The organism is Mesorhizobium sp. P2_B11 (assembly GCF_056404855.1).
Genome location: NZ_JBFUDF010000001.1, coordinates 380,310 through 395,967 on the forward strand (window position 1 = coordinate 380,310; position 15,658 = coordinate 395,967).

A 15,658-nucleotide genomic window follows, 5' to 3' on the forward strand; every position below is an offset into this window, starting at 1 on the left:
TTCCAGCAATCTCAGTTCTTGACGTGCTCGCCGGGATAGGCGCCCCACACCTGCGACTGGGCGATCCAGCCGGTGTGGCCGTCGAAGGTCATTTCGCACCACTGGCCATCGCAGGTTTTGATCGTGCCCGTCACGCCCGGCTCGATGATGGCGATGACGCTGGCGTCCTTGTCCGCATCGTCGAGCAGATTGATTCGGCCACCCTTGCTGCGCTGCCACGGCGCGACGATCGCCGTGCGGCGGCCCGACAGCAGCGACTGGTTGATCCAACCCTCCGAGCCATCGGCGTCGCGCACGCGCCGCCATGTGTCGAATTCCTGGATGATTTCCATCGGCAGGCCGGCCTTGGTGTACATCCAGTCGACGGAATAGTTGGCGCCCGGGCCGACGCGCGAGTTGACGCGGGCCGATTTCAGGCTGACGAAACGCGGCAGTGGCAGGCCGCTGGGTCCAAGCGTCACCGTCTGCACAGGTGCAGCGGCGCCTTGCGCCGCGGCGTGCGGGGAATGCAGGAGAGCGCCGAGAAGCGCTGCGCTGAGGACCAGGCGAAGCGACGCGAAACCAGACACTTTCGTTCCTTTCGGCGCGTGCCCTTTGGCCATCGCGCCCCTTTTTCTTTGTCTTCGGCGGCACCGCTTGTTACAGGAGTGGCAGGCACCGCGACCGGTATTCAGTTTCGCCTGTCTTGGTTAAAGAGGTCTCAACGAGATCGGGTTCGAGGAAACAATGGCAGGCAAAAAACGGCCTCTCGTCGTCATCACGCGCAAGCTCCCGGATCCGGTCGAGACCCGCATGCGCGAACTCTTCGACGCCAGGCTGAATGTCGAGGACCGGCCGATGACGCAGCCGGAGCTGGTGGCGGCGGTCAAGGAAGCCGATGTGCTGGTGCCGACCATCACCGATCAGATCGACGCGGCGCTGATTGCTCAGGCCGGCGACAATCTCAAGCTGATCGCCAATTTCGGCAATGGTGTCGACAAGATCGACGTGGAGGCGGCGGCCAAGAAAGGCATCACCGTCACCAACACGCCCAACGTGCTGACCGAAGACACCGCCGACATGACCATGGCGCTGATGCTGGCGTTGCCGCGTCGGCTGGCGGAAGGCGCCAATGTGCTGACCGGCGACAAGAAATGGGCCGGCTGGTCGCCGACCTGGATGCTCGGGCGTCGCATCTGGGGCAAGCGCCTCGGCATTGTCGGCATGGGCCGCATTGGCACCGCGGTCGCCCGGCGTGCCAAGGCCTTCGGCCTGTCGATCCACTACCACAACCGCCATCGCGTGCTGCCGGCGGTTGAGGAAGGGCTGGAGGCGACCTATTGGGAAAGCCTCGACCAGATGCTTGCCCGCATGGACATCATCTCGGTCAATTGCCCGTCGACGCCGGCCACCTTTCATTTGCTGTCAGCGCGGCGGCTGGCGCTCATGCAACCCACCGCTTACATCGTAAACACCGCGCGCGGCGACATCATCGACGAGGAGTCTCTGGTCAAGCTGATCCAGGACGGCAAGATCGCCGGCGCCGGCCTCGACGTCTACGAGCACGAACCGGCGCTGAACAACAAGCTGTTGAAACTCGCCGCCAAGAACAAGGTGGTGCTGTTGCCGCATATGGGTTCGGCGACACTCGAAGGCCGCATCGACATGGGCGAGAAGGTGATCATCAACATCCGCGCCTTCTTCGACGGCCACCGTCCGCCGGACCGTGTGCTGCCACTGCGGACCTGAAGCCGGCTCTCAGGCAGTGATGGCGCCGTCCGCTGTGACGCTCACATGCTTGCCGCGATAGGCCTCGAACGCATCGCGCCCAAGCCGCAATGCCACCGGCGTTCGCCAGTCCATCTCTCGCGCCACGATCAAGCCGAGCAGCAGGATCGCGTCCGGCTCGTGCAGCACGAGTGCGGCCGGCGCGTGGCCATTGTGGACGAGCTCCATCAGCACGGCGGACGCCGAGGACGAGCCGATCGTGCCGGGCAGGAACAGCACACGTCCCGAAATGCTCTCGCCATGCTGCGGGTGACGGACGTCGGCGATGCGGCCGCTCTTCGGATCGACGCCGCCCCAGAAACTGATCGGCGCGGTCAGCACAAGGGCTGCGCCTTCGCCTGCTCGACCCGGCACCAGGATTTCGGCCAAGGCGCTCATGCGGCAATATCCGTAAAGCGCGGCTTACCGATGACGGCACTTTCGACGCAGTCGGCCAGCGAGCCGTAGAGCACCGCGTAGCCTGTATTGCCCGGCGCATATTGCGCGAATTTTCCCGAATTGGTCATCAGCACGCCGTTGCCGAGCTCCGGCAGGATCGGCGTCACCACCACGCAAGTGTCGGCAACGATGATCACGCCGCTCTCTTCAAGCGTTTTGCGCTGGCCGCTCCGTTCGAGCGTCGTGAGCACATGACGGCCGGTGCAAGCGTAAATCGGCACGTGTAGCCGCCGCCCGCCGATCAACCGCTCAAGCGCGTCGAATTCGGCCGATGACAGATGCGGGCTGCCGATCGCCACCGCGTCGATGGCGTCCAGCGCGGCTGCCGTGGACAGGCTCGCGCGGGCCTTCGCGGCCATCTCCGGCGTGACGCGGACGACCGTCTCCGGCCTGCCGTCGGCCAGGATGGTTTCGGCGTCGGGCGCCTCTGGTGTCACGCCGGCAATATGGAACAAGCCGACTGCGCCTGACGATGCCGCCGCCGCACCAAAGGCTTTCAGCGCATCCTCGCCGGGATGGCTGGATACACCGGTGACGACGCCGACGGCATTTCCGACCTCGCGGCCATAGAGGCTGCCCAGCACCGGCCAGGCGATCTCCGAACCGAGGAAGGAGGCGGAGAGGCCGGACACATCGAACACCAGCCGCGCCTGCCGATTCTCGGCGCGGTGCAGGCCGTAATCCGGCGCGCGGCCAGCTATGGCGCAGGCAATGTCTAAAAAATCGCCATAGCGGTTGGTGCGCGCGCCGAGCACCGAATTGCAGAACACCACGGCGTTGGATTCGCCCCAGGCGACATCGCTGCCTTGGGCCGGGCGGTGGCCGGCCTGATAGGGTGCGCAGGTCCAGCTCTGCTCGCAGCCCAGCTTGCGGTAGGCCTCCATCATCCGCCGCGCCATGCCGCGCGCCGGCTCTTCGAGGCGCACACGCGAGCAGCCCATCAAATCGAGCGCGCCGACATTGAGCGTCGAACGCACGGCAACGCGCGCGCCGCCCTCGACCAGCCTTTCGGCAAACAGCGTGCCGGAATCGCCGTGATAGAGCGCCCCGTCTATATGCGCCGAGGCGATCGGGATCAGCCGCGGCGCGCCGAGCAACGCAGCACTTTCGGCAACGATGCGCATGGCCATCGCCGCGCCGTCATGGCCGGAGGCGATTGCCTGCTCCTGCGCGCTGAGGGCGAGGCTCACTTGAGCTCCTTGCGCATGGTGATCGAAGTCGGCCGGTCATAGCCCTGATGCGCGGTGCGCGCTGTTTCGCGAAAGCCGAGACGGGCAAAGGTCGCGTGATTTGCCGTGAGTTCGATCCGTGTCTGGAGTTCGATGGCGGGCTTGTTGCGGCTGCAGGCAAAATCCTCGACCGCCTGCATCAGCCGCTTGCCGATACCTTGTCCCTGAAACTCAGGCGCGACGGCGAGCTTGCCGACATAGAAATCGGCAGACCTCTCCAGCGCGAAAACGCAACCGGCGATCCGGCCATCCTGCAGCGCCAGGAACACCGTCTCCTGGCCCGCCTTGTCCCTCAGGCTTTCGACGCTCAGCAGATGCGCCGAGGATGGCGGGTCGATGATACCGTCCATCGGCGCAAAGGCCCGCATGATCAGGCTGAGCAGTTCGTCCCAGCGCTCGAAGCCGGCGGCAAGCTGCGTGACCAAAACGCCGGTGGGCTGATCCATGCGCTCAGTTTCTCTTGTAGCGGATGGTATCGAAACGCGCCGACAGCGCGTCGTAGAGCAGCAGGCGGCCGACCAGCGGTTCGCCGATGCCGGTGATCAGCTTGATCGCCTCCATCGCCTGCAGCGTGCCGATGACACCGGTCAGCGCGCCGACGACGCCGGCCACCGCGCAGGACGGCACCAGCCCTTCCGGCGGCGCCTCGGGAAAGAGGTCGCGATAGCTCGGGTTCGGCCTGCCGTCGGCGCCGGTCGCGAACGGTGTCAGCACCGTCACCGTGCCGTCGAAGCGGCCGACGGCGGCATGCACCAGCGGCCGCTTCTCTGCGGCGCAGGCATCGGCCACGACATAGCGCGTGTCGAAATTGTCGGAGCCGTCGACGACGATGTCATAGCGCGCAATGAGGGCAGCGGCGTTCTCGGCCGTCAGCCTGAATTCGTACAGTTCCACCGCGACATGGGGATTGATGCGGGCGATCGCCGCTTTGGCGCTGTCGGTCTTTGCCGTGCCGATCGTGTCGGTGGCGTGGATCACTTGCCGTTGCAGATTGGACAGCGAGACGATGTCGTCGTCGACGATGCCGAGCGTGCCGACGCCGGCGGCAGCGAGATATTCCAGAACCGGCGCGCCGAGTCCGCCGGCGCCGATCACCAGCACCCGCGCCCGCTTCAGCCTCTGCTGCCCGGCGCCGCCGATCTCCGGCAACACGATGTGGCGGGCGTAACGCTCAAGCTCTTCGTCGGTGAGGGCGGCAGGGGTCATTGCCGGACCTTACAGCGGGCAAAAAACCTTGTCAGGTGTCTTTGGTTGGCCCAACCGTGCCGTGGTCGACCGTGAGGAACTGTGCGCGTCCTCTCAGGCTGGAAAACAGCGCCGCATCCGTTCCGGTCATGAAGGCCTGGCAGTTCAATTCTTCCAGGATCGAGAACAGCGCAGCGCGCCGGCCGGCATCGAGATGGGCGGCGATCTCATCGAGCAGCAGGATTGGCGTCATCCCTGACATCTCGCCGGTCAGCCTCGCATGCGATAGCACGATGCCGACCAGCAACGCCTTCTGCTCGCCGGTCGAGCAGAGTTCGGCTGGCATCGCCTTCGGGCGGTGGCGCACGAGGAGATCCGAACGGTGCGGGCCGTCCAGCGTGCGTCCAGCGGCGCGGTCGCGCTCGCGGCCGTCGGCGAGGGCGGCGCGATAGCGTTCCTCGACATCCACGGCAGGTGCTGTGGCAACATCGCTTTCCAGGTCGCCGAACAGGCTGATATCGGCCTGCGGAAACGGCCCGCTGCTGGGCAACCTGTCGATCATCGCGGCAAGCAGGCGCACAAGTTCGGCGCGCGCCGCGGCAATCGCCACGCCGGTCTCGGCCATCTGCGTCTCGATGGCATCGAACCATGCGCCGTCACGCGAGCCTTCCGTAAGCAACCGGTTACGTCCGCGCATCGCCTTCTCATAATCGAGCGCGCGCTGGCCGTGGCCGGGATCGATCGCCAGCACCAGCCGGTCGAGGAAGCGCCGGCGGTCGGCGGCCGGTCCTGGGAACAGGCCGTCCATCGCCGGCGTCAGCCAGACGACGCGCAGCCACTCGAGCATGGCGTCGGCCGAGCGTGCCGGCGCACCATTGATGCGCACCTTGCGGCCGCCCTCGCCGGCCGCCTCGCCACCGGTGATGCCGGTGCCGATCTCGACCTGGCCATCCGGCCCGTCGAGCCTTGCATGCAGCGCAAAGCCGCCATCGCTGCCTTCGCGGGCCACGTCGGCATACGGCGCGCGGCGCAGGCCGCGGCCAGGCGTCAGCAAGGAGATGGCTTCCAGCAGATTGGTCTTGCCGGCGCCGTTGTCGCCGGAAAACACCACGGCGCCCGGAGAAAGGTCGATCGACAGCGCCGCATAGTTGCGGAAATTGGTAAGTGTTAGCTTACTTATATGGCTTTGCTCGGGCAACCGCTATCCGCCTAATGCATGTCGCTCAAAAGTGGTCCCGGTTTTGAGACAACGACATGCACCAACGAAGTCGCCGCAATTGTCGCGCCGAAGGTTTGCCGCAGCGCGGCTACACCCGCATCGGCATCAGCACGTAGAGCGCAGTTTCGTCGGCCATATCGTGGATCAGCGTCGGCGAACCGGCATCGGCCAGCATGAATTTCGCTTCCGTGCCGGTCAGTTGAGCAGCGACGTCGAGCAGATATTTGGCGTTGAAGCCGATCTCGATCGGATCGGACGAGTAATCGGCGGCCAGTTCCTCGGTGGCGCTGCCCGAATCCGGATTGTTGACGGCGAGCGTCACCTGGCCTTCGGTGATCGAAAGCTTCACCGCGCGGCCGCGCTCGGAAGAAATGGTCGAGACGCGATCGACGGCGGCAGCAAAACTCTGGCGATCAATGATCAGTTTCTTGTCGTTGCCTGTCGGGATGACGCGCTGATAGTCCGGGAACGTGCCGTCGATCAGCTTCGAGGTCAAAACCACGCTGCCGATGGTGAAGCGGATCTTGGTGTCGGACAATTCGGTGGTTACAGCGACATCCGGATCGTCGACCAGCTTCTGCAACTCACTGACCGTCTTGCGCGGAATGATGATGCCCGGCATGCCTTCAGACCCTGCCGGCGCGTCTATCTCGGCGCGCGCCAGGCGGTGGCCGTCGGTCGCGACCGAGCGCAGCTTCAGCTTGCCGCCTGTCTCATGCGTGTGCAGGTAGATGCCGTTCAGATAATAGCGCGTCTCCTCGGTGGAGATGGCGAACTGTGTCTTCTCGATCAGGCCTCTCAAGGCGACGGAATCGAGCCGGAAGATATGCGAGAACGACCCGGCCGAAAGCTCGGGGAAATCGGACTGCGGCAGGCACTGCAGGCGAAAGCTCGAGCGGCCCGACGTCACCGTCATGGCATTGCCGTCCTCGTCGGTCTTCAGCATCACCTCGGCGCCGTCGGCCAGCTTGCGCACGATGTCGTAGAGCAGATGCGCCGGAACCGTCGTCGCCCCGCCACGCTCGACCTTGGCCGGTGTCGCTTCGGTCACTTCGAGGTCGAGGTCGGTGGCTTTCATTTCAAGGCTGGCGCCTTCGGCGCTGAGCAGCACGTTCGACAGGATCGGTATGGTGTTGCGCCGTTCGACCACGCGGTGAACGTGGTTGAGCGACTTCAGGAGATTTGACCGTTCCAGGATAACACGCATGACGAAACAGGCTCGCTTGAATGAATGAACGGGTCACCAGTGGGCGGCGCCCCGCGAAAGGTCTGAACAGGCTCAGAATCTATGCAAACTGACAGGAAAAAGCCAATAAACGCAAGCCCGCGCCACCGGTTCGCGCCGGTTACGCGGGCTTTCTGGGGATAAAGCGGGCAATGGCCGCCAACCGGCGTTTTTGCCTCGCCGCTCAGGCCTGGTCGTTGATCAGCCGCCTGAGCAGTTCCAGCTCCTGCGCCAGCGTATTGTCGACGCCGGAAAGGTCCTCGATCTTGCGCACCGCATGCAGCACCGTGGTGTGATCGCGACCGCCGAAACGCCTGCCGATCTCCGGCAGCGAGCGCGGCGTCATCACCTTCGACAGGTACATGGCGACCTGCCGTGGCTTGACGATGGTGCGCGTGCGCCGGTTCGACAGAAGCTCTGTCTTCGACACATTGTAGTGGCGCGCCACGATGCGCTGGATGTCCTCGATGCGCACCCGCTTGGGCTCGCCCGAGCGATAGATGTGGCCGAGGATTTCGTCGATGCGGTCGATGGTGATTGCCGGCTCGAACGATTGACGGAACAGAAGCTGGTTGAAAGCGCCCTCCAGTTCACGCCCACTGCCGGTCACCGTGCGGGCGACATGGTTGAGGATCTCCTCCGAAATATTGAGCGAGGCATCGTCGACCTTGGCTGTGGCAAGCCGCAGCTTGAGCATGCCGATGCGCATGGCGAAGTCCGGCGCCGACATTTCCAGCGCGACGCCGCCATTGAGGCGCGAGCGCACGCGCGGCTCCAACGATTCCAGTTCCGACGGCGGCCGGTCGGCGGCCACCACCACCTGCTTGGCGCTGTCGAGCAACATGTTGATGAGATGGCAGAATTCATGCTGGATCGACTTGCCCTGCAGGAACTGCATGTCGTCGATGATCAACAGGTCGATGTCACGCAGCTGTTCCTTCAGCGTCAGCGCATTGTTGTCGCGGATCGCGGTGGCGAAGCGCCACATGAAATACTCGGCCGTGAGGTAGACGACGCGCGATTTCGGGTTCTGCTTGAGCGACTCGGCCGCGATCGCCTGCAAAAGGTGGGTCTTGCCGAGGCCGACAGTTGCATGGAGGAACAGCGGGTTGAAGCGCACCGCGCTCGACTGCGATTCCGCCACGGCTTTGGCGGCGGCGAAAGCCACCCGGTTCGACGGGCCTTCAATAAAGGAGCCGAACGTGTAGCGCGGGTCGAGCGGCGACCCCAGCACATTGTGCCGGAACTCGGTCTCGATCGGCGTGCCTGGGCGAGGCGCGGGCGCCCGCTCCACCCGGCCTGGGCCCGCCGTGCCAGCCGCCAGCGCGGTCTGCGTCTGCTTGGTCATCTTGCGTGCAGGCACAGCTTCGGGCTCGACACCATTGCGGGCCGGACGGGTCGCGGTGCGCACGACGATCTCGATCTTCAGGACCTCCGGATCCTCGTGCTTCCACAGATCGGCGATGAGATCGAGATAGTGACCATTGATCCACGAGCGCAGGAAGGCCGTGGGCACCGAGATGCGTACAATGCCCCGGGAAGCCTCCGCCACCTTCATCCGTCCGAACCAGCTCGAATAGACCTCGGTTCCCAGACGCGCCTTCAACTGGGCCTTGACCCGGTCGAACTTCTGTTCCGCGTCGCTGGAAGCCGCCATGTCGTGCGCTCCGACCAATGTTCCAGGAAATGGCAGGTCGCCCGTAAGCTCCCGCTCGATGCCGCTCTGCATGATTGTGCGTCCCTTGTTCTTCTGTACCTTTTTTCCGCCGGGAGTGCGCCTCCTGCACCCATGTTTCCGACGACCGTATCTTCGCTACAACACCACCGCCGCCGCCGGCGGATGACGTTGCCTCGTCAGCAAGGGATCGGTCCCGGCTGCTTAAAGCCAGTCCGTCTGACATGTTTGGGCAAAGCAACGCCACCCGGCGAAAACGCCGGTGCGCCATCGACCTGCCATGTACAAATTACGCCAGTCCCCTACCGCATCGAAAAGACAAACCATACCCGTTCGCGGAATTGATCCGCGTCATGAATTCTGCCACTGTGAGCTGGCCGATTCAGGCTGGGTTATGGGCTAATGGCCCGTCCCTTTCGATAGATCGACATTACCGAAATCGCTGTGGATAGGGCAAGGCCACCTCTAACGGATTTTTAAGGAATCTGGTTACTGATGAAGGGTTCGGGACCCATCCTGGAACCGCTGATTTTGACAAAGCCATTGTGATTCAAACCCTTTTGCCGCGAATATGAAAATGGCTGTGCGGTTTGAAATTTTCTGAAATAATTCGCTTGACACCAACTTGTTGCCTGTCGCCCACAGGCGATGTGAACAAGCTGTGGATCACCGGCCACAAGTCATTGAAAAATATCAGTAATTTGTGACAGCCGAATTTATTGGCATGGGCCATTTCGGCGGATTGGAATATCACGGAGAGCGTATGTGCCGGCAAAGCATTCCGAACTCTGGAATGCAGGCCGAGTGTGCTTTGCGGGCGTTCTTTTTAAGTGCTTGCCGGCAAACGAAAAAACCCGGCGCGATCGGCCGGGTTTCAAAGAACGACAGTTTAGGAACAGTCGATCAGGCCGACAGTACCTTGAGGCGGTGAGCCAGACGCGACACCTTGCGCGATGCCGTATTCTTGTGGATCACGCCCTTGGTCGCGGCGCGCATCAATTCCGGCTCTGCGGCCTTGAAGGCTTCCAGCGCGGCTGCCTTGTCGCCGGCAGCCAGTGCCTCTTCGACCTGGCGGACATAGGTGCGCACGCGCGAGCGGCGGTTCTTGTTGATCGCTGCGCGGCGGGCGATCTTGCGCGTTGCCTTTTTGGCCGAGGAGGTATTGGCCATGGTGCCTCTCTTCTGATCTGGTGGGCGCATGCGGGATGCCGCAGGGCGCAAAAAACAAACGGGCAGCCAACGGCCGCCTCGGTTGGAGCGGCTTATAGTTCAGCTTTCCCGGCACGTCAACGCCGCTTTGGCTTCTTTTTGGCCCTCGTTGCCGCAGTCCAATGCATGTCGCCAAGAAGTGTGCAGCGGTTCTGGGCTAACGACATGCATTAAAACAAAAACTTAAAGCGCGTCGCTTGAATCCGTTTCAGTGCGACGCGCTTTAGCGGTTGGTGAAATTCGGCTTCCGCTTCTCGGCAAAGGCCGCCATGCCTTCCTTCTGGTCGTCGAGCGCAAACAGCGAGTGAAACAGCCGGCGTTCGAAGCGCAGACCCTCGGCCAGCGTCGTCTCATAGGCGCGGTTGACGGCCTCCTTGGCCATCATCACCGAGGGCAGCGAAAACTCCGATATTTTGGCCGCGGCCTTCAGCGCTTCCTCGATCAGGTCGGTGGCGGGCACGACACGCGACGCCAGGCCGGAACGCTCAGCCTCCGCGGCATCCATCATCCGCCCCGTCAGGCACATGTCCATGGCCTTCGCCTTGCCGACAAAGCGGGTCAGCCGTTGCGAACCGCCCATACCGGGAATGACGCCGAGCGTGATTTCGGGCTGGCCGAACTTGGCCGTATCGGCGGCAATGATGAAATCGCACATCATCGCCAGCTCACAGCCGCCGCCCAGCGCATAGCCGGCGACCGCCGCGATCATCGGCTTGCGCGTGCGTGCAAATTCCTCCCAGCCGACGAAAAGATCCTGCACATAGGCGTCGGCGTAGGCGATGGCCTGCATTTCCTTGATGTCGGCGCCCGCCGCAAAGGCCTTCTCGGAACCGGTGATGACCATGGCGCCGATGCCCGGATCGGCATCGAACCCTTTTGCCGCCGCCAATATGTCCGCCAGCACCTGGGCATTCAGCGCGTTGAGCGCCTTGGGCCGGTTCAGCGTGATCAGGCCGACCTTGCCGCGCGTCTCCACGATGATGGTTTCATAGCTCATGGGCTGGCCTCCTCATTCCGGCATTGAAGAGACCGGTCTAGCTCACCGCTGACAGGTCCGGCAATAGAAGGTCGAACGGCCGCTCTGCACCACCCGCTCTATATGGCCGCGGCAGCCTGGCGTCGGGCAGGGCTCACCCTCGCGATCGTAGACCGCGAAGGAATGCTGGAAATAGCCCAGCGACCCGTCAGTGTGCACATAGTCGCGCAGCGACGACCCGCCGGCGGCGATCGCGTCGGCGATGACCGAACGGATCGCCTCGGCCAGTCGTTCGCTCTGCTCCTTGGCCTTCTTGCCGGTCCCGGCAATGGTTCCTGCCTCGCGCAAAGGCGACAGGTGGGCGCGCCACAGCGCTTCCGACACATAGATATTGCCAAGCCCGGCAATCAGCTTCTGATCGAGCAGCGCCGCCTTCAACGGCGATCTGCGGCCCTTCAGCAGCGAGGCGAGCAGGGCGCCGTCCAGCGCATTGCCGGTCGGCTCAATGCCCAGGCCCGCCAGCATCGGATGTGCGTCGGCCAGCCCTTCGGCAAACAACATGAAGCCGAAGCGGCGCGGGTCGTTGAAGGTCACACGCGATCGGGCGCCGGCCGGCGAGGAGACATGGAACACGACATGGTCGTGTTTCTCATCCTTGGAGCGCTCATGGTGGAACGCGCCCGGCGTCTCGCTGTCGTCAGCCGTTTCGATGCGGAACGAGCCGGACATGCCGAGATGGCAGATCAGCACCGGACCGCCATCCATATGCATGGTGAGATATTTGGCGCGGCGGCCAAGCGCGGTGACGGTTTTGCCCGTCAGGCGTTGCACAAATTTCGCCGGAAACGGAAATCTGAGATCGGGCCGGCGTGCGTCGACACGCGTGATGCGCGCGCCTTCCAGAACCGGCTGCAGGCCACGCCGGACCGTTTCGACCTCGGGCAGCTCAGGCATGGCCGCCTATCGTCGCATGGAAGGAGGTGCCATGACGGCCGGGCGCCAGCGCGAGATGCTCGGCCACGGTCTCGCCTATATCGGCAAAGGTGGTCCTGAGCCCAATGTCGCCGCCGGTGAGGCCCGGTGCGATGCCGATCACCGGGATGCGTTCGCGCGTGTGGTCGGTTCCGCGCCATGTAGGGTCGTTGCCATGGTCGGCGGTGAGGATCAGCAGATCGCCGGCTTTGAGTTTCGCCAGCGCCTCTGGCAGCCGCCGGTCGAAGGCCTCGAGCGCCGCCGCGTAGCCGGCAACGTCGCGGCGGTGGCCGAACTCGGTGTCGAAGTCGACGAAATTGGCGAACACCAGGTCGCCGTCGCCGGCATCGTCCATCGCGGCCAGCGCCTTGTCGAACATCGCCATGTTGCCGGGCGCCTTGCGCACTTCCGAAATGCCGCGATGGGCGAAGATGTCGCCGATCTTGCCGATCGCGATGACCCGGTTGCCGCGCCCAGTCAGCCGGTCGAGCAGCGTCGGCTCGGGCGGTGGCACGGCGTAGTCATGGCGGTTGTAGGTGCGCTCGAAGGTGGCCGGTGTTTCGCCAAGGAAAGGCCGTGCGATCACCCGTCCGATTTTCAGCGGGTCGACCAGCCGGCGCACCGTCTTGCAAAACTCGTAGAGCCGCTTCAGGCCGAAATGCACCTCGTGCGCTGCGATCTGCAGGACGGAATCGACCGAGGTGTAGCAGATCGGCTTGCCGGTGCGGATATGCTCTTCGCCGAAGCGCTCGATGATCTCCGTGCCCGGCGCATGGCAATTGCCGAGAATGCCAGGCACCTTGCCCTCGCGGATCATCGCTTCGGTCAGTTCGGCAGGGAAGGCGGGCACCGTATCGGGGAAATAGCCCCAGTCGAAGCGCACCGGCAGGCCGGCGATTTCCCAGTGACCCGACGGCGTATCCTTGCCGCTCGAAATCTCCTGCGCGGCGCCGTGGAAGGCGACGGCTGAAACAGCGCCGGCCTTGCTGTCGAACCGGAAGCCGGTTGCGGTTTCCGCCGCGTGACCGAGACCCAGTGAAACCATGTTGGGCACCAGAAGCGGCCCCTTGCGCAGGCCTTCGCGATCGGCGCGGCCTTCCGCGCAGGCCTTTGCGATATGTCCGAATGTATTCGAGCCGGCGTCGCCATAGCGTTCGGCATCGGCGGCGCCGCCAATGCCGAAAGAATCGAGAACGAAGAGGAAAGCGCGCGCCATCGGTGCCGTCATTGCCAGTCTGGGTGACCAGACATAAGGTCCCGTCGCGGCATTGGCAAATCGGAAACCAGGCGGCAATGGCCAAGCGCGCTGTACGCATCCTTGCGGAATGCGACGCGTTCGAGGAACGGTGGCACGGGGCATGAAACGATGAGACAGGCGGATGTCGCGATAGGGCCGGGTTGGAAGGCGTTGGCGACCAGCGTGGCGTTGCTGGCCTTGCCGCACGCCGCGCACGCCGACTGGCGCGACCAGATCGGGACGTTTCGGATCGGCATCGTCGCCGAGCCGGGCGCCGGCAACACGGTTCCGGGTCTGGCCCTGTTAACGGACGCCTACGGCAAGGCGCTCGGCATGAAGGTGGAATTCGTCGTCGCGCATGACTATGCAGCGCTGATCGAGGCACAGGCCACTGCCCGCATTCAGTACGCGGTCTATTCGGCGACCGCCTACGCCACCGCCTCGGAGCGCTGCGGTTGCGTCGAACCTCTGGTGGCGCCGGTCGATGCCGACGGTGCCACCGGCATCCGCTCCGTGCTGTTGACGCGCGACGGCAAGCTTCCCGATCTCGCAGCCATGCAAACGCACCGCATCGCCATGGCGCCTTCCGATAATGTCGGCGGCTCTCTTCTGCCGCTCGCCGGGCTGACGGCGGATGGCATCAAGATCAGCCAGGATGCGCCATTCCTCACTCATGCCGGCTCGGCCGCCGCTGCTGAAGGGATGCTGGTCGAGGGCCAGGCCGATGCCGTGTTCGGCTGGGAGCGGGCCGCTGCGGAAAACCCGACGGCGATTGCCGGCGATCGGCCGGCTGATCCGGACGGCACGGCGGCACGGCTGGAGGCGGCGGGAATTCCAAAGGCCGCGCTCCAGATCATCTGGACCTCCGGTGTGCTGCGCTACGGTCCCCACGCCGTCCGCAGCGATCTCGACCCCGAAGCCAAACGCCGGCTGACCGTCTTCCTCACCAATCTCAAATCGCAGTCACCGGAAGTCTACGATTTCGTGGAATCGAAACATTCCGGCGGCTTCATATCAGCAGCCGCTGGCGACTATGCGATGGCAACAGCCATCGTGCGCCTGCTGTCGGACAGCAGCGGTCAGTAAATCCGGCACTTCAGCAGTTGCTGCAGGGGATCGTCGTGCTCCGGCGCGGCCTGAGGTAATAGGTCTCGCCCATCGTTATCGAGTCGAAAGCCGAGGTCAGACCAAGTCGCTTTTCGCTGTCGGCGGACCAGGTGATGATGGGCTTGTAGCCGAGCTTGCTTTCGACGCGGATGAGGAACGTGTCAGCGATCTTGAGCGTGGCGGGAACTGTCGTGATGGTGTCCTTGGCGGCGTCGACGGTATAGGTGCCCGCGACCAGCTTGCGCGACCACACGACCTTTACCTTCGGCGGCGTCTCGTTCGTGATCTGTATCGCCGTGACGATGATCGTCGGCGTTGAGCGGTTGTAGGGCTGCAGGGTCGAGGTGCCGATTTTCATGATCGCATCGATGTCGGCGGACATGATTGTCTGCTGCTGTGTGACCAGATCCGCAACCATGGAGCCGATGCGGCTGACCTTCTTGCTGGTCTCGATGGCTTGCGAGGCCTCCATGGTGACGAAATACATGATCAGCAGCACAGGCACGATGAAGGCGAACTCGATGGCCGCGACGCCGCGGCGATCCGAGCAGAATCGCATCGCTCGTGCCCAGATACTCGAAAATCCCTGATGCGCCCCCGCACGATACATGCCTGTTTCCCTTTTAAGCCAAGATAACGCCGAGTTCTCAGTCGTCGAACGGTTCGTTCTGCCAGGTCACCGATGCGAAATGCAGCGTGTTGCCGTCTTTCAGATTGGCCATCGATTTGGCCATGAAATCGGTCATGACCGGCCATTTGTAGAAGACCCGCAGCATGTTCTTCGATTCCGCCAGGCCCGGCGTCACGGCGAAGCTCATCGAATTCGTGCCTTGCGTCAGTACGATCTCGCCATTGACGATCTTGAAGCCAGCCGTGGCGGCATCGGCAAAGGTCGGATATTCGCGCAGATCCACCAGAAGTCCGGGGCAGGTCTTGGCGACCATGATCTCCAGCCTGTTGCAAATCATGTCCCTGAGCTTGGTTCCGGTCAGGTCGGCCGGCTTCAACTGGCCGGTGCGCACCTGGCGGGCGACGTCGTCGGTGATGTTGGCCATCACTTCCTGTCCGGCAAATGAAATGCAGCTCTCGAGAATGGCGAAGACCAGGAGCGCAAACGGGATCGCCAGCATGGCGAATTCCATCGCGGTGCTGCCGCGACGATCGCCAAGGAAGCGGCGGGCAGACGTCACGCGTGCAGCCTTGGCCTGCGTGATCTCGCGTCCTGAATCCTCGTCCAAACGCCCGTCCAAAACGTCGCCCATGTCCCGTCCCTGCCGATCCTGATGCGGTACCGTCAGCAACACTAGCGAAAACCCATTGAGGTCCGGTTTGGATGACCGTTAAATTCGGCGGGAAGGCATTAACCCGCTGCTAACCGAAGCGACGTTTCGGGGAAGGGGAAACTGAGAGCCGCCCAGG

16 protein-coding genes are annotated in these 15,658 nt (G+C 63.6%); 2 read left to right on the forward strand and 14 right to left on the reverse strand.

Annotated elements, in window-relative coordinates:
* Nucleotides 1-11: 11 nt before the first annotated feature.
* Nucleotides 12-569, reverse strand: a complete 558-nt coding sequence (locus AC1DYJ_RS01710; RefSeq protein ID WP_477279423.1) for an SH3 domain-containing protein — start codon at nucleotides 567-569, stop codon at nucleotides 12-14.
* 157 nt (nucleotides 570-726) lie between these two features.
* On the opposite strand from AC1DYJ_RS01710, the gene AC1DYJ_RS01715 reads away from it, so the two are divergent.
* Nucleotides 727-1,728, forward strand: a complete 1,002-nt coding sequence (locus AC1DYJ_RS01715; protein ID WP_477279425.1) for a 2-hydroxyacid dehydrogenase — start codon at nucleotides 727-729, stop codon at nucleotides 1,726-1,728.
* Between the two features lie 9 nt (nucleotides 1,729-1,737).
* Here AC1DYJ_RS01715 and AC1DYJ_RS01720 read toward each other — a convergent pair whose 3' ends face one another.
* The 11 genes from AC1DYJ_RS01720 to AC1DYJ_RS01770 all read right to left on the reverse strand — a co-directional run bounded on the left by AC1DYJ_RS01720 (nucleotide 1,738) and on the right by AC1DYJ_RS01770 (nucleotide 13,111).
* Nucleotides 1,738-2,145 (reverse strand): aconitase X swivel domain-containing protein, encoded by a 408-nt coding sequence (locus tag AC1DYJ_RS01720; protein ID WP_477279427.1) that lies wholly within the window; start codon nucleotides 2,143-2,145, stop codon nucleotides 1,738-1,740.
* Nucleotides 2,142-3,395, reverse strand: a complete 1,254-nt coding sequence (locus AC1DYJ_RS01725) for an aconitase X (protein WP_477279429.1) — start codon at nucleotides 3,393-3,395, stop codon at nucleotides 2,142-2,144. The genes AC1DYJ_RS01720 and AC1DYJ_RS01725 overlap by 4 nt, the downstream gene beginning before the upstream one ends.
* Complete coding sequence (locus tag AC1DYJ_RS01730; RefSeq protein WP_477279431.1) at nucleotides 3,392-3,880, reverse strand: GNAT family N-acetyltransferase; 489 nt, start codon at nucleotides 3,878-3,880, stop codon at nucleotides 3,392-3,394. Before AC1DYJ_RS01730 ends, AC1DYJ_RS01725 begins: the two co-directional genes overlap by 4 nt.
* Nucleotides 3,881-3,884: 4 nt before the next feature.
* On the reverse strand, nucleotides 3,885-4,640 hold the full coding sequence (locus AC1DYJ_RS01735) for a molybdopterin-synthase adenylyltransferase MoeB (protein WP_477279433.1): 756 nt from the start codon (nucleotides 4,638-4,640) through the stop codon (nucleotides 3,885-3,887).
* Between the two features lie 31 nt (nucleotides 4,641-4,671).
* Complete coding sequence (recF, locus tag AC1DYJ_RS01740; protein WP_477279435.1) at nucleotides 4,672-5,817, reverse strand: DNA replication/repair protein RecF; 1,146 nt, start codon at nucleotides 5,815-5,817, stop codon at nucleotides 4,672-4,674.
* 109 nt (nucleotides 5,818-5,926) lie between these two features.
* Nucleotides 5,927-7,045, reverse strand: coding sequence for a DNA polymerase III subunit beta (gene dnaN, locus AC1DYJ_RS01745; RefSeq protein ID WP_023669575.1), 1,119 nt, complete (start codon nucleotides 7,043-7,045; stop codon nucleotides 5,927-5,929).
* 202 nt (nucleotides 7,046-7,247) lie between these two features.
* The gene (dnaA, locus tag AC1DYJ_RS01750; protein WP_477279437.1) at nucleotides 7,248-8,792 is read right to left on the reverse strand and encodes a chromosomal replication initiator protein DnaA; all 1,545 of its coding nucleotides are present in this window, start codon (nucleotides 8,790-8,792) and stop codon (nucleotides 7,248-7,250) included.
* A gap of 849 nt (nucleotides 8,793-9,641) precedes the next feature.
* Nucleotides 9,642-9,908 (reverse strand): 30S ribosomal protein S20, encoded by a 267-nt coding sequence (gene rpsT, locus AC1DYJ_RS01755; protein WP_142868388.1) that lies wholly within the window; start codon nucleotides 9,906-9,908, stop codon nucleotides 9,642-9,644.
* Nucleotides 9,909-10,170: 262 nt separating this feature from the next.
* Nucleotides 10,171-10,944 (reverse strand): enoyl-CoA hydratase, encoded by a 774-nt coding sequence (locus AC1DYJ_RS01760; RefSeq protein WP_477279439.1) that lies wholly within the window; start codon nucleotides 10,942-10,944, stop codon nucleotides 10,171-10,173.
* A 42-nt stretch (nucleotides 10,945-10,986) separates the two neighbouring features.
* Nucleotides 10,987-11,877, reverse strand: a complete 891-nt coding sequence (gene mutM / locus AC1DYJ_RS01765) for a bifunctional DNA-formamidopyrimidine glycosylase/DNA-(apurinic or apyrimidinic site) lyase (RefSeq protein ID WP_477279441.1) — start codon at nucleotides 11,875-11,877, stop codon at nucleotides 10,987-10,989.
* Nucleotides 11,870-13,111, reverse strand: a complete 1,242-nt coding sequence (locus AC1DYJ_RS01770) for a phosphopentomutase (protein WP_477279443.1) — start codon at nucleotides 13,109-13,111, stop codon at nucleotides 11,870-11,872. The genes mutM and AC1DYJ_RS01770 overlap by 8 nt, the downstream gene beginning before the upstream one ends.
* Nucleotides 13,112-13,261: 150 nt before the next feature.
* On the opposite strand from AC1DYJ_RS01770, the gene AC1DYJ_RS01775 reads away from it, so the two are divergent.
* Complete coding sequence (locus AC1DYJ_RS01775) at nucleotides 13,262-14,218, forward strand: phosphate/phosphite/phosphonate ABC transporter substrate-binding protein (protein ID WP_477279444.1); 957 nt, start codon at nucleotides 13,262-13,264, stop codon at nucleotides 14,216-14,218.
* A 10-nt stretch (nucleotides 14,219-14,228) separates the two neighbouring features.
* Here AC1DYJ_RS01775 and AC1DYJ_RS01780 read toward each other — a convergent pair whose 3' ends face one another.
* Both AC1DYJ_RS01780 and AC1DYJ_RS01785 read right to left on the reverse strand, forming a co-directional pair.
* Nucleotides 14,229-14,849: a TadE/TadG family type IV pilus assembly protein gene (locus tag AC1DYJ_RS01780; protein WP_477279446.1), complete on the reverse strand. Its 621-nt coding sequence runs from the start codon at nucleotides 14,847-14,849 to the stop codon at nucleotides 14,229-14,231.
* 37 nt (nucleotides 14,850-14,886) lie between these two features.
* On the reverse strand, nucleotides 14,887-15,501 hold the full coding sequence (locus AC1DYJ_RS01785) for a TadE/TadG family type IV pilus assembly protein (RefSeq protein ID WP_477279448.1): 615 nt from the start codon (nucleotides 15,499-15,501) through the stop codon (nucleotides 14,887-14,889).
* Nucleotides 15,502-15,658: the final 157 nt, after the last annotated feature.

Bases quoted from the DNA above. Each gene is read 5' to 3' on its own strand.
- AC1DYJ_RS01715 (WP_477279425.1), top strand. From the start codon at position 727: ATGGCAGGCAAAAAACGGCCTCTCGTCGTCATCACGCGCAAGCTCCCG.
- AC1DYJ_RS01720 (WP_477279427.1), bottom strand. From the start codon at position 2,145: ATGAGCGCCTTGGCCGAAATCCTGGTGCCGGGTCGAGCAGGCGAAGGC.
- AC1DYJ_RS01730 (WP_477279431.1), bottom strand. From the start codon at position 3,880: ATGGATCAGCCCACCGGCGTTTTGGTCACGCAGCTTGCCGCCGGCTTC.
- AC1DYJ_RS01735 (WP_477279433.1), bottom strand. From the start codon at position 4,640: ATGACCCCTGCCGCCCTCACCGACGAAGAGCTTGAGCGTTACGCCCGC.
- dnaN (WP_023669575.1), bottom strand. From the start codon at position 7,045: ATGCGTGTTATCCTGGAACGGTCAAATCTCCTGAAGTCGCTCAACCAC.
- dnaA (WP_477279437.1), bottom strand. From the start codon at position 8,792: ATGCAGAGCGGCATCGAGCGGGAGCTTACGGGCGACCTGCCATTTCCT.
- rpsT (WP_142868388.1), bottom strand. From the start codon at position 9,908: ATGGCCAATACCTCCTCGGCCAAAAAGGCAACGCGCAAGATCGCCCGC.
- AC1DYJ_RS01760 (WP_477279439.1), bottom strand. From the start codon at position 10,944: ATGAGCTATGAAACCATCATCGTGGAGACGCGCGGCAAGGTCGGCCTG.
- mutM (WP_477279441.1), bottom strand. From the start codon at position 11,877: ATGCCTGAGCTGCCCGAGGTCGAAACGGTCCGGCGTGGCCTGCAGCCG.
- AC1DYJ_RS01770 (WP_477279443.1), bottom strand. From the start codon at position 13,111: ATGGCGCGCGCTTTCCTCTTCGTTCTCGATTCTTTCGGCATTGGCGGC.
- AC1DYJ_RS01775 (WP_477279444.1), top strand. From the start codon at position 13,262: ATGAGACAGGCGGATGTCGCGATAGGGCCGGGTTGGAAGGCGTTGGCG.
- AC1DYJ_RS01780 (WP_477279446.1), bottom strand. From the start codon at position 14,849: ATGTATCGTGCGGGGGCGCATCAGGGATTTTCGAGTATCTGGGCACGA.
- AC1DYJ_RS01785 (WP_477279448.1), bottom strand. From the start codon at position 15,501: ATGGGCGACGTTTTGGACGGGCGTTTGGACGAGGATTCAGGACGCGAG.